This window comes from Anaerozeibacter quisquiliarum (assembly GCF_051162045.1).
GTDB lineage: Bacteria > Bacillota > Clostridia > Christensenellales > Aristaeellaceae > Anaerozeibacter > Anaerozeibacter quisquiliarum.
Genome location: NZ_JBISDI010000010.1, coordinates 39,382 through 52,035, shown reverse-complemented (window position 1 = coordinate 52,035; position 12,654 = coordinate 39,382). Strand labels below are relative to the sequence as shown.

The 12,654-nt window shown below is 65.7% G+C and carries 11 protein-coding genes; 5 read left to right on the top strand and 6 right to left on the bottom strand.

Annotated elements, in window-relative coordinates:
- Positions 1–25 precede the first annotated feature (25 nt).
- The 3 genes from ACH6CV_RS06075 to ACH6CV_RS06065 are packed head-to-tail and all read right to left on the bottom strand — an operon-like array spanning position 26 to position 2,771.
- On the bottom strand, positions 26–1,003 hold the full coding sequence (locus ACH6CV_RS06075; protein ID WP_456357284.1) for an ROK family protein: 978 nt from the start codon (positions 1,001–1,003) through the stop codon (positions 26–28).
- Complete coding sequence (gene hprK, locus ACH6CV_RS06070) at positions 997–1,938, bottom strand: HPr(Ser) kinase/phosphatase (protein WP_456357283.1); 942 nt, start codon at positions 1,936–1,938, stop codon at positions 997–999. The genes ACH6CV_RS06075 and hprK overlap by 7 nt, the downstream gene beginning before the upstream one ends.
- Entirely contained in the window at positions 1,935–2,771 is an 837-nt protein-coding gene (locus ACH6CV_RS06065) for a Cof-type HAD-IIB family hydrolase (RefSeq protein WP_456357282.1), read from the bottom strand. The genes hprK and ACH6CV_RS06065 overlap by 4 nt, the downstream gene beginning before the upstream one ends.
- 162 nt (positions 2,772–2,933) lie before the next feature.
- Here ACH6CV_RS06065 and ACH6CV_RS06060 point away from each other — a divergent pair, with 162 nt between their 5' ends.
- Positions 2,934–4,082, top strand: coding sequence for an MFS transporter (locus tag ACH6CV_RS06060; RefSeq protein ID WP_456357281.1), 1,149 nt, complete (start codon positions 2,934–2,936; stop codon positions 4,080–4,082).
- A 128-nt stretch (positions 4,083–4,210) separates the two neighbouring features.
- Here ACH6CV_RS06060 and ACH6CV_RS06055 read toward each other — a convergent pair whose 3' ends face one another.
- The 3 genes from ACH6CV_RS06055 to ACH6CV_RS06045 form a co-directional block, all read right to left on the bottom strand.
- Entirely contained in the window at positions 4,211–6,205 is a 1,995-nt protein-coding gene (locus ACH6CV_RS06055) for a serine hydrolase domain-containing protein (protein WP_456357280.1), read from the bottom strand.
- Between the two features lie 103 nt (positions 6,206–6,308).
- Complete coding sequence (locus ACH6CV_RS06050) at positions 6,309–6,851, bottom strand: peptidoglycan-binding domain-containing protein (protein WP_456357279.1); 543 nt, start codon at positions 6,849–6,851, stop codon at positions 6,309–6,311.
- Between the two features lie 15 nt (positions 6,852–6,866).
- A complete protein-coding gene (locus tag ACH6CV_RS06045; protein WP_456357278.1) occupies positions 6,867–7,436 on the bottom strand; it encodes a hypothetical protein in 570 nt (189 codons plus the stop codon).
- A 243-nt stretch (positions 7,437–7,679) separates the two neighbouring features.
- Here ACH6CV_RS06045 and ACH6CV_RS06040 point away from each other — a divergent pair, with 243 nt between their 5' ends.
- From ACH6CV_RS06040 to ACH6CV_RS06025, 4 genes are read left to right on the top strand one after another with little or no spacing between them, the layout of a single operon-like run.
- Entirely contained in the window at positions 7,680–8,987 is a 1,308-nt protein-coding gene (locus ACH6CV_RS06040; RefSeq protein ID WP_456357277.1) for a phenylacetate--CoA ligase family protein, read from the top strand.
- A gap of 3 nt (positions 8,988–8,990) precedes the next feature.
- On the top strand, positions 8,991–10,721 hold the full coding sequence (gene iorA, locus ACH6CV_RS06035; protein ID WP_456357276.1) for an indolepyruvate ferredoxin oxidoreductase subunit alpha: 1,731 nt from the start codon (positions 8,991–8,993) through the stop codon (positions 10,719–10,721).
- Positions 10,718–11,308 carry an indolepyruvate oxidoreductase subunit beta gene (locus tag ACH6CV_RS06030; protein WP_456357275.1) on the top strand — a complete coding sequence of 197 codons (591 nt, stop codon included), beginning with the start codon at positions 10,718–10,720 and terminating at the stop codon, positions 11,306–11,308. Before iorA ends, ACH6CV_RS06030 begins: the two co-directional genes overlap by 4 nt.
- Positions 11,305–12,618, top strand: a complete 1,314-nt coding sequence (locus tag ACH6CV_RS06025) for a phenylacetate--CoA ligase family protein (protein ID WP_456357274.1) — start codon at positions 11,305–11,307, stop codon at positions 12,616–12,618. The genes ACH6CV_RS06030 and ACH6CV_RS06025 overlap by 4 nt, the downstream gene beginning before the upstream one ends.
- Positions 12,619–12,654: the final 36 nt, after the last annotated feature.

The following is a 12,654-nucleotide window of genomic DNA, read 5'->3' as shown; positions in this document are numbered from 1 at the left end:
ATACCGCCCGAAAATCCCTGGGCGGTTACGCGAATCCGGCCGCGGCCGGATTCGCGTGAATTCTCGACAGCATCGCCGCGCCGATGATGCCGGCGTCGTTGCCCAGCACAGCCAGCTCCACCCGCGCGTAGGGCATGGCCTTGAAAAATACCAGCTCGGGCAGCTTCTTCCTGACCGCGTCCAACAGGAACGTTCCCGCCGCCGACACCCCGCCGCCCAGCGCGATCACCTCGGGGTCGTAGATATTGATTAGGTTCGCCAGCCCCACCGTTACCCAGAACACATAGTCCTCGAATATGCGCATGGCATCGGGATCGCCGCCCCGCGCGACGTCGATCACCAGCTTGGCGCTAATCATATCCGGCTGCCCGCCGCATGCCAGGGCGATCCCCCCCGCAGGGTTCGCCTCCGCGGCCGCGCACCCCTCGCGGATCAGCGCGCTGGCGCTGGCGTAGCGCTCCCAGCAGCCCCGGTTGCCGCAGGTGCACATCACCCCGTCGAACTTGACGATCAGGTGGCCGATCTCGGTCGCCACCCCATGCGCGCCCACGAACGGCCGGCCGTCCAGGATCACGCCGCCGCCCACGCCGGTGCCCAGCGTCACCAGCACCGAGCTGCGCGTCATACGGCTGACGCCCGCGACCGCCTCGGCCAGCGCCGCGACGGTGGCGTCGTTGCCCACCTTGACGGGCAAGCCGAGCAGCCCGCCCAACATCGCTGTCAGGGGCACCTCGTGCCAACCCAGATTCGTGCAGAAGGGCACGATGCCGCGCGCGGCGTCCTCCACGCCCGGAATGCCCACGCCCACGCCGGAGATGTCCCCCATTTTAAGCCCGGCCGCCTCCACCACCCGACGCGACAGCGCGGCCATATCCCAAATGACCGCCTCGTGCCCGCGTTCCGGGCGCGTCGGGCATCTGTCCTTGACGATCAAATGCCCGTCTTCGTCCACCACGCCGGCCTTGATGCCGGTGCCGCCCAGGTCGATGCCCAACGTCACCATACCTCGTCGCCTCCCTCCGCGGCGGCGCTCAGCGTGCGCTCGCGCAGCCGTTCGTCCAGCGTCCTCGCGGCGTTGTAGCCGCTCTGCTTCAGGCGGAAGTTGCGCGCCGCCACCTCGAGCACCACCGCCAGGTTCCGCCCGGGCCGGATGGGGATCAGCAGCTTGGGCACGCACACGCCCAGAATCTCGGTGCATTGATCGTCGAGCCCCAGCCGGTCGTACTCCACGTCGGACTTCCAGAGCTCAAAGTGCACCACCAGGTCGATCGACTTCGAGTCGATCACCGAACCGATGCCGTACATCGTGGCGATGTCGATGATGCCCACGCCCCGGATCTCCATGAAGTGCTTGATCATCTCGGGCGCTTCGCCGACCAGCCGGTCGCGGGTGACGCGCTTGAGTTGCACCACGTCGTCGGCCACCAACCGATGCCCGCGCTTAATCAGTTCGAGCGCGGTCTCGCTCTTGCCCACGCCGCTGTCTCCGGTAATCAGGATGCCGCTGCCAAACACGTCGATCAGCACGCCGTGCTGGGTGATGCAGGGGGCGAGCACATGGTTCAGGTAGTTAATCAGCCGAACCACGAGCAGCGTGGCCTCATTTTCGGTGGCGTACACCGGCACGCCGCCCGCGCGCGCCGTCTCGAGCAGCACGCTGTTGCAGTCCATCCCATGGGTCACGATGACGCAGGGGATGTCGAACCCGAAAAAGGTCTTTAGCCGCTCGCGCAGCACTTTTTCGGGCAGCGAGTCCATGTAGGCCTGCTCCGCCATGCCAAACACCTGCGGACGGCGGTAGGAGAAGTGGTCGTAGTAGCCCGATAGCGGAAGGCCCGGGCGGTTGATGTCGCTCGACAGGATGTCGAGCTCGTCGGTGCGCCCGGGCAGAAGCACCGTAAGCCCCAGCGCCCGGACAAAATCAGCCTCGCGGATCATGTCTTGATCCCTTCCCTCGGAGATTCGATCAGTCCCTCGGCCAGGCAGCGCTCCACCACCTGCGCCACGCCGTCCTCGGCGTTGGACGGGGCGACATACTTCACCTGGCGGCGGATGTGCTCGTCGGCGTTGGCCATGGCGTAGCCGTGCCCCACCTGCCTGAGCATGACCAGGTCGTTCTGCTCGTCGCCAAAAGCCATGATCTCGCTCGGCGCGATGCCGCGCGCCGCGCCCAGCGCCCTGAGCGCCGCGCCCTTGTTCACGCCCTTGGCCACGCATTCCAGAAAGCTGGTGTTCGACGCCATGAACTCCACCCGGTCGTCAAAGCGCGCGCGCAGCGAGGGCAAAAAGCGGCCGATCTCGCCGGCCTTTACGATCATCAGCAGCTTGTACACCCCGCCCGGGATGAACTCACTGAGCGGCGACCCGGCTTCCCGGCCGCGCACGGCGCACTTTTGCTCGTAGGCGCGCGTCTGCTCGGTGTAGCGCTCGCAGTAGAAGTCCCGGCCCCAGAAGCCCTGTACGTACTGCCCCATCTCCTCGATCGCGCGGCTGAGCGCGCGCGCGGTGTCGCGGTCGAGCATGGTTTCCGCGACCGGACGGGCCTGCGCGCGGTCGTAGGTCAGCGCGCCGTTGTAGCAGATCATGGGCGCGTTTACGTTTAACTTAACGGCAAATTCGGTCATGGAACCGGGCATGCGGCCGGAATTCAGCACCACCAGCGCGCCCTGTTCCATCGCCGCCTTGAGCGCCGCCTCGGTACGCTCGCTGACGCGCCCGTCGGGGGTGAGCAGCGTGCCGTCCAGGTCGGTCGCAATCATTCGGATGGCCATCGTCTATCCCTCTGTATCCGGATAACCGCCGATTGATTCCGACGCCCTCTGGCGGACGCCCGAATCAATCAGCGCTTACCTGCCATATTTACTTGCATTATAGCGCAAACGCGCGGCCAAATCAAATGAGAAACGGTTGAATTTTGCAAACCATGGCACAATATGCGCATGGCAATCTCTTATCCCTGGCGCTACGCCGCGTTCCTCGCGGCGTACTATATATCGAACGCGCTCTATCAGGGCTACGCGGCGCTGTACCTCAATGCCGTGGGCCTGGACGCGCGCCAGATCGGACTGATCCAATCGGCGCTGCCGGTGTGCGCCGTCTTTGCGCTGCTCGCCTGGGGCGGTCTCTCCGACCGCAGCCGAAACCGCGCGCGCACGCTGCAAGCGGCCGCGCTGCTCTCGGCCCTGTCGATGGGGCTGATGGGCGGCGCGGCCGGGTTGCCCTGGCTGCTTTTGTCGCTGGGGCTGTTCAATCTGTGCTTCCCGGCGCTGCAGCCGATGGGCGACTCGATCATTTTGGAGGCGCTCGGCCGCCGCCCGTTCGGACCGCTGCGCATGAGCGCCAGCCTGGCGTTCGCGCTGGGCTCGCTTCTGTTCGGCTACCTGCTCGAATCGCGCGTGCGCGCCTTTCCGCTCGCGACTTGCGCGATGATGATGCTGGTCGCCGCGGCCGCGCAACTGCTGCCCTTTCTGCCCGGCCGCCAGCGCCCGGGCCATACTTTGCCGCTCAGGGCTTTCTGGGCACTGCCCGGCATGAAGGGACTGCTCTCGCTGTTCATACTGCTTCAATTGACGATGGGGTATTACTTCTCATTTTTCCCGCTGTACTTCACCGCCTTGCCCGGCGGCAACAAACGCCTGCTCGGCTACGCCTACCTGATCGGGACGCTTAGCGAACTGCCGTTCCTGGGCAAGGGCGACCGGCTGTACGCGCGGCTGGGCGCGGAGCGGCTGCTGCTGTGCTCTGCGGGCGTGCTCACGCTGCGCTGGGCGCTGTTGGCCGCGCTGCCCGGCGTCTTTTGGGCGCTCATCGGCCAGCTGCTGCACGCCGGTGGGTTCATCGTGCTGTCCTTCGCCATGGCCAAGCGGGTGTCGCAGGCGGTGCCCGAGGAACTGCGCGCGCGCGGGCAGGCGCTCGTGGCGGTGGCCGGCTACGGCGCGGCGCGCGTGGCCGGCAACCTGCTGGGCGCGTGGATCGCAGGGGCCTACGGCACGGGCGCCGGCTTCTGGTATGCCGCGGCCGTGTGCCTGAGCGCGCTGCTCGGCTTCGGGCCGTACTACCTGCGCAAAGCAAACCAAGTCTAATCAATGGGTCCCCCTGCGAGAAACGTCCCCGGTCCATAAAGCGGGGCCGCAACGCCGTTTCTTAACGCTGCAGCCCCTTGGTGTTGCCGGACAGGTCCGGCTTGCTCTGTCCCCTCCGTTTGCTTGAGTTAGCGCGCCCGCACCGTGAAGATGTCGCCCGGCTCGCCGGCCGCGGCCACGAAGCAGTCGGCGGGCACAAAGACCTCGCCGCTGTCGGTTATGCTGTCGTACATGAAAGTGCCGTCCGCTCTTACGACGAGTATACGGCCTTGGTCGGGTTTTTCGAAGCTGAGCACAGCGTCCGCATCGACCTTCAGCCACTCGTCGTAGCCCGCGTCGCCGATCGTCAACTCAGCCGCGCCTCCTTTGAGCGTCGGGGCGGCGTCGGCGTCGCTGTAGAGCAGGTCGGAAAGCCGGGCCCAGATGACGCCGTTTTGCTCGCTGAGGGTCAGTTCATAGAGGTCGCGCCTGTTGGCGACGGAGAAGCCTGCGGTCGTCGGCCCGGTGATTCTCATGACGCTGTCGTCGAAATAGACAAAACCGGGCAGGCCGGAGATCCCGCCGGAATGGAGCAGGAACACGGGGCTCGGCTCCTCGTAGGCCTTGGCGTTACGGCGCAGCCACATGCGGCCCTCGACATCGACGCCGAGGGTTTGCGGTGCTTTAGACGGCTCGATCATCTCCGCGAAGATCACCTCCCCGCCCAAGAGGGCGTGATGGGCCAACAGGTAGCGGCGGCCGTCGACGGCGGCGAAGCGGTGTTTGCGGCCCGGGCCGTGGAAGCAACCGTCGCCGTATGCGGAGGAAAAAGCCGGTGACTCTTCGCTGCCGGCGACATGATAGACGGTAAGGGTGTTCGCGGCCGCGTCGATGCCGACGCGGAGCAGGCCGTCCGAGCCGATATAGTAGCCTTCATAAGCCTTAAGTTCAGGCGGGACAGGCTCTGTCTTCGGCGGCGGAGCGATCGGCGCCGGGGCGTTTTCCATGAGGCCCTTGCCGGCCATGTAGGTCTTGAGCAGTTTATAGGCGAGACTCATCGCGTCGCCGCCGGTCAGGATGACGGCAACCGCAATCCGCTCTTCCGGGACGATGAAGGTCATCGAGTTGTACTGAAAGGTGCCGCCGCTTTTGCCGAGCACATGAAAGCCCGCGTTGTTGAGGTCGGGCAGCGCGGCAAAATCCCAGCCCAGTCCGTAGGTGGAAAGATAGCCGGGCAGTTTGGCGCCCAATTCGGCCGGTTGCACCGCGTTCATCTCGGCAAGCGAGGCATCCGACAGGATGTGGCGGCCGCCGGGCGCAAAGCTGTCGACAAAGCGGCAGATGTCCTCGGCGGTGGCCGACAGCCCGCCCGTTCCCAGCAGCGACAGCACCTCGGGCGGCAACACCACGCCCGCCGGGGTGTAGGCCCTGGCGACAGTCATATCCTTCTCCGGCCGTTCGCCTACGCCGATGCCGGTGTACTTGAGGCCGAGCGGCTTGAAGATCCGCTGCCCAAGGAAGTCGAGGTAGCTCATCCCCGAGACCTTGGCGACGATCATCTCGGCGAGGGTGAAGCCGTCGTTGCAATACGGGTTCAGCGCGCCCGGCCGGTGTTTGAGGTGAGACTGGGCAAGGGCGTCGAGTACGTCCCCATAGAAGTCCTCGTTGTACCGGTAGCCGAAGCCGCTCGGCCCGAGGGTGCCGGGCAGACCGGACGTGTGATTGAGCAGCATGCGGACGGTGATGTCCTTGTAGCGCGCGTCCGCCATGGTGAACTCGGGCAGATAGTCCGCCGCCGGGGCGTCGAGGCTGACCGCGCCGTCGTCGACCAGCAGCATGATGGCGGTGGCGACATAGACCTTGCTGACGGAACCCATGTTGAAGAGCGTGTCCTTGTCTACCGGCACGCCGCCTTCCCGATCGGCCATGCCGAAACCCTCGGCATAGACGGTGATGCCGCCGTCCATGACGGCCACGGTGGCGCTGCCGGTAGCCCCGGAGGTGATGGATCTCCATACCTCCAGACGGGCGAAGGCCCGGGCCGCGGCGACGGCGGGGCTTTCAGCGGCGGCGCATCCGGTGAGCGGCAGCAGTGCAGTCAGAGCGGCCAGCAGGCAGGCAATTGCCAGGCGCAGTTGTCTCATCGGGTCGATCCCTCCTCGTCATTCTTCCCCGTTGCAAGCCCCCCCTGTAGGAAGAGCTGTAGCGCCTTCCCTTGGCGCTACAGCTCCGGTGGATGGTATTCTCCTATTTCGCCGCTTTGCGGATGCGCCCCTGCATGGCCACGGTGCAGTAGTTGGTCAGCTTGTAGCCGTAGTCCTCCTGGAAATCCTTCACGGCCTGGCGCGTCTGCTTCAGGTAGTTGCCGCCGATGTTGCCGTCAAAGTACCCAAGCTTCTTCAGCGCCTTCTGCAGCGCCTTCACATCGTCGCCGCTGTCGCCGTAGTGCAAGGTGCGCTCCGGCTGCGGCGGCTTTTTCTGGCTGGCATCGTAAATCTTCTCCTGCATGGCCGCGGTGCAGTACCATGTGAGCTTGTAGCCGCGGGCGTACTCAAAGTCCTGCACGGCCGCCTGAGTGAGGTCGAGGTAATTGCCGCCGATCTTGCCGTCAAAATAGCCCAGCTTCTTGAGCGCCTTTTGCAGCTGCACCACGTCCTGGCCGCTGTCGCCGTAGTTCAGGCGGCGGTAGATGTAGGAGGTATTGGCGGCGCTGGTCAGGATGGGGGCCGCCAGCGTCGTCAGCATCAAAAGGGCCAGAACCGCCGTCAGGATCTTCTTCGTCTTGCGCATCTGCTTAGCTCCTCCTTATTCGTTGCCTACAGTCCAGCCGGTGTTGGCCCCCATGAGCAGCGCCGCCAGCTCGATGATGGGCATCTCCGGCTCGCCGCCGGTCTCGCTGAACAGGGAATACTGGGTGCTTGCCGCGGCGTGGGTCCAGTCGCACACGGCATAGGCTTCCTCGGTGCTGGACTTCACCACCAGCAGGTCCTCGTCGCCCTCGTACAGGTTGGTGAACTCCTCGGTCACATCAAAGGGCAGGTAAAGGCCGTCGATGTCCCGGGCCTTCATGTCCTCAGGCAGCTTTGCCGCGCGCAGGGTGTAGAGGTGTTCGCCCCAGTGGAACTGGATCTGGGCGACGAGCGGTTCGCCGTGAATGTAGCTGTACACGATGGTGCCCGCGTCCTCGGGCAAGGCGGGAATGGCTACGCCGGGCGCCGCCGCCGTCAGTTCTTCCAAGGTCGCCACGTCGTGCACCGGGTTCTCGATCAGCACGCCATCCTCGTCGAGGTGCTCATCCTCCTGGGCAAGGGCGCAGGGCGCCATGACCAGCGCCAGCACGAGCAGCAGCAACCAGACCGTCAGCCTCTTTATCATACTGTATCCTCCATTCCAAGTTTCTGGTATCAATTGTATTATAGCGAGGCGGGCCCGACAGCACTATAGAAAAATACGGGGGAAAAGTGTTAAATTACCAAAAAACGGCACACCTGCCCCTCCCCCGCGCAACCCGAATAAATCAGCGATTCCTTAACCTTACCCATTTGATTTCGCGCCCGCCTTGCGTTATAATACGTCGTATGTATATGCAATACGGCAGTATGGCGAGGAGGCTGGGCGATGATTTGGAACCCCGGGATCGAGTGCATGGAGCGCGCGGCGCTGGAAAAGCTGCAACTTGCACGGCTGCAGGCGATCGTGCGGCATGCCTACGACAACGTGGCATTCTACCGCGAAAAGATGGACGCGCGGGGCGTGGGGCCAGGCGATATCCGCTCACTCAAGGACATCGAACTCATCGACTTCACGGTCAAGACCGACCTGCGCGACCAATACCCTTATGGGCTGTTCGCGGTCCCGATGGACGAGGTCGCACGCCTGCACGCATCCAGCGGCACCACCGGCAAGCCCATTGTGACCGGTTATACCCGCGCGGACCTCGACGTTTGGGCCGAGTGCGTCGCGCGGCTGGCGACCGCGGCGGGCGCGCGGAAAAGCGACATCGCGCAGGTTTCGTTTGGATACGGGCTGTTCACCGGCGCGCTGGGGCTGCATCAGGGCCTTGAAAAGATCGGCTGCGCGGTGGTGCCCATCTCCAGCGGCAACACCGAGCGCCAGGTGACGCTGATGCGCGACTTCGGCTCAACCTTGCTGATCGCCACCCCCTCCTACGCCATGTACATGGCCGAGGTGGCCGAGCGCACCGGCGCGATCGAGGGCATCAAACTGAAATACGGGCTGTTCGGCGCGGAGGCCTCGACCGAGGCCATGCGCCGCGAGCTCGAGCGCCGCTGGGGCATCGTCGCCACCGAGAACTACGGGCTGACCGAGGTCATGGGCCCGGGCGTGTCGGGCGAATGCCTGCATAAATGCGGCATGCACATCAACGAGGATCACTTCCTGTGCGAGGTCGTCGATCCCGATACCGACCGCGCCCTCCCGCCGGGCGAGCCGGGCGAGCTGGTGATTACCACGCTTTCCAAGTGGGCGATGCCGATGCTGCGCTACCGCACGCGCGACATCACGCGGCTGATTTCGGAGCCTTGCGCCTGCGGGCGCACGAGCTACCGCATGGAGAAGTGCAAGGGCCGCACCGACGACATGCTGATCGTGCGCGGCGTCAACCTGTTCCCGAGCCAGATCGAGTCGGCGCTGGTCGGCATCGACGGCGTCGCGCCCAACTACGAGATCCACGTCTCGCGCGAGAACTACACAGACAGGATTGAAGTGAGGGTTGAGATCGGCGACGGCATCAACATCGACAACTTCGTCGAGACCGATCGGCTGCGCCAGTCGGTCTCAAGTCGGCTGCGCGCCGCCTGCCAGCTCGACATGAAGGTGATGCTGGTGTCGCCCAATTCGCTCAAGCGCTTTGAGGGCAAGGCGCGGCGCGTAACCGACACGCGCGATCTGTTGGGAGGGCAATGAATCATGGAAAAGCAATTGATGCTGGGCAACGAGGCGGTCGCGCGCGGCGCGTGGGAGGCCGGTTGCCGCGTGGTGAGTTCGTATCCGGGCACGCCCAGCACCGAGGTGACCGAATCCGCGGCTAAATACCCGGACATGTACTGCGAATGGGCGGTCAACGAAAAGGTGTCGCTCGAGCTGTGCGCGGGCGCGGCGGTCGCCGGCGCGCGCGCGATGTGCGCCATGAAGCACGTGGGCGTCAACGTGGCGGCCGATCCGCTGTTCACGCTCAGCTACACCGGCGTGAACGGAGGGCTCGTGATGGTGGCCGCCGACGATCCGGGCATGCATTCCTCTCAAAATGAACAGGACAGCCGCTGCTACGCGCGCGCGGCGCACCTGCCCCTGCTCGAGCCCGCCGACAGCCAGGAGTGCCTCGACTTTACCGCCCTGGCGTTCGAGCTGTCCGAGCGGTTCGACGCGCCGGTTATGCTGCGCCTGACCACCCGCGTCGCGCACGCGCGCATGCCGGTCGCCCTGGGTGAGCGCCTCGCAGCGCCCCTGAAACCCTATCGGAAGGACATCGCCAAGTACGTGATGATGCCCGCCATGGCGCGGTCGCGCCACGTGGCGGTCGAGGCGCGCATGAACGCGCTCGCCGAATACGCCGAGGGCTGCCCGGTCAACCGCGTCGAAATGCGCGACACCCGGATCGGCGTGATCTCCTCCGGCATGGCGTACCAGTACGTGCGCGAGGCGCTGCCCGAAGCTTCGGTGCTCAAGCTGGGCATGGTGCACCCGCTGCCCCGGCGCATGATCGAGCGCTTCGCCGCCTCGGTCGACCGGCTGCTTGTGATCGAGGAACTCGAACCGGTGATCGAGGATCAACTGGCCGGCTGGGGCATAATGGTTACGGGCAAGGCGCTGACCGGGCGGCAGGGCGAGCTGTCGGTGAACCGGCTGCGGTCGGTGCTGGGCCTCCCCGAGGCCGAGCGGCGCGCGATGCCGGCCGTGCCGCCGCGCCCGCCGGTGATGTGCGCCGGCTGCCCGCACCGCGGCCCAATGACCGTGCTCAAGAAGCTCAAGCTCACGGTGACCGGCGACATCGGCTGCTACACGCTGGGGGCGCTCGCACCCGTCGACGCGCTGGACACCTCGCTGTGCATGGGCGCGTCGATCGGCATGGCGCAGGGCTTCGAGCGCGCCGACGCCGCCAACGCGGCAAGGACGGTGGCGGTGATCGGCGACAGCACCTTTTTGCATACGGGCGTGAACGCGCTCATCAGCGCGGCCTTCAACCAGGCGCGCACGACCGTGATGATCCTCGACAACTCGATCACCGCCATGACCGGCCACCAGCCCAACCCCAACAGCGGCAGAAACTTAAGCGGCGAACGGCCCCCGATCGACTTGGCCGCGCTGTGCCTCGCCTGCGGCGTGCGCCGCGTGCGCAAGGTGGACGCGTTCGACCTGGCCGCGCTCGAGGCGGCCTTAAAAGAAGAAACCGCGGCGGACGAGCTCAGCGTAATCATCGCCGGGCGCCCCTGCGCGCTGCTCGATAAGAGCCGTCGGCCGGCCTTCCGCGTCGACCCGGAAAAGTGCCGGGGCTGCTGGCGGTGCATCAAGCTGTCCTGCCCCGCGATCTCAAAGGCGGGCAAGGTATCGAGGATCGACGAGGTGCAATGCGCGGGCTGCGGCCTGTGCGTGCAGACCTGCCCGTTCGGGGCGATCGGAAAGGCGGGTGACGAGGTATGAAGCTGGATGCGGTCATCGTGGGCGTGGGCGGTCAGGGTACGCTGCTGGCCAGCCGCGTGCTGGGCGCGCTGGCGGGCGTGCTGGGCGATCCGGTCCGGCTCAGCGAGGTACACGGCATGTCCCAGCGCGGCGGCAGCGTGGTCACCTACGCGCGCATCGGCGAGGGCGCCGCTTCCTCGGTCGTCGAGGAGGGCTGCGCCGACGTGGTGCTCTCGTTCGAGCTGCTCGAGGCGCTGCGCGCGCTGCCCTACCTGAAGCGGCAGGGTATCATGCTGGTCAACACGCAGAAGATACCGCCGATGAGCGTGGTGTCGGGCGCGGCGGAATACCCGGCGGACGCGCTCAAATCGCTCGAGGGCGCGTGCGACACGGTGTCGGTGGACGCGCTTGCGCTGGCCGAGCAGGCGGGAGAACCGCGTGCGGTCAACCTGGCACTGCTGGGCGTGCTGTGCCGGCTGGTCGGGGGCGATCCGGCCGCGTGGCGGGAGGCGGTGCGCCTGAGCGTACCCGAGCGGCTGCTTGAGGTGAACCTGGAAGCCTTTGATCTCGGATACAACGCGCAAGTGCGAAGGAGCGAACGCCCATGAGCAAACACGCGGGGATCTGGAATCCCACCTACGAATGCATGGATCGCGAGGCCATGCGCGCCCTGCAAAACGAACGGTTGAAAAACGTGGTGCGGCGGGTGTACGACAACGTGCCGCTGTACCGCGAGCGCATGGCCGCCAAGGGGCTGGAGTCCGGCGACATCAGAACCGTGGACGACCTCAAGTACCTGCCGTTCACCGACAAGCCCGACCTGCGCGACCAGTTCCCCTACGGGCTGTTCGCCGTACCGCGGCGCGACATCGTGCGCATCCATGGCTCGTCGGGCACCACCGGCATGCCGATCGTGGTGGGCTATACGCGCAGCGACGTGGACGTGTGGACCGAGATGGTCGCGCGCTCGGTGACCATGGCGGGCGCGGGCCCCGACGACATCGTGCAGGTGACCTACGGCTACGGTCTGTTCACCGGCGGGTTGGGGCTGCACCAGGGCGCGACCGAGGTGGGCGCGATGGTCATCCCGATGTCCAGCGGCAACACCCGGCGCCAAATCGCGATGATGCGCGCGCTGGGCTCGACCGTTCTGTGCTGCACCCCGTCCTACGCATACCTGCTCGGCGAGGCGATGCGGGAGATGGATCTGTCGCCTTCGGATCTTAAGCTCAAGGTGGGCATCTTGGGCGCGGAGCCCTGGTCGGAGCGGATGAGGTCGCGCATCGAGGAACTGCTGGGCATCGACGCGCTCGACATCTACGGCCTGACCGAGATGGCCGGGCCGGGCGTCTCCTGCGAGTGCCTGCACAAGCAGGGCATGCACGTGCAGGAGGATCACGTGATCCCCGAAATCATCGACCCCGACACGCTCGAGCCCCTGCCCTACGGCAGCACGGGCGAATTGGTGTTCACCACGATCACCAAGGAGGGCACGCCGCTTTTGCGTTACCGCACCCATGACCTGTGCCGGCTGAACGCCAAAACATGCGCCTGCGGGCGCACCACCGTGCGCATGGACCGCATCTGCGGCCGCACCGACGACATGCTAATCATACGGGGCGTCAACGTGTTCCCCAGCCAGATCGAGACGGTGCTGATGGGCATCCCGGGCGTGACGCCGCACTTCTTGCTCAAGGTCGACCGCGTCGGCCCGACCGACTCGATGGAGATCCAGGTCGAGGTCACCGACGAGACCTTCGCCGACACCGTGGGCCAGATGCAGCGCTTCCAAAAGCAGATTCAGGAGCAGGTGCGCTCGTCGCTGGGCCTGTCGGCCGCGGTCAAGCTGGTCGCGCCCAACACCATCCCGCGCTTCGAGGGCAAGGCGCGCAGAGTCCAAGATAATCGGCAAATATAGGTGTTGCATTTGCCGCCTACGTGGTATAATGAACCT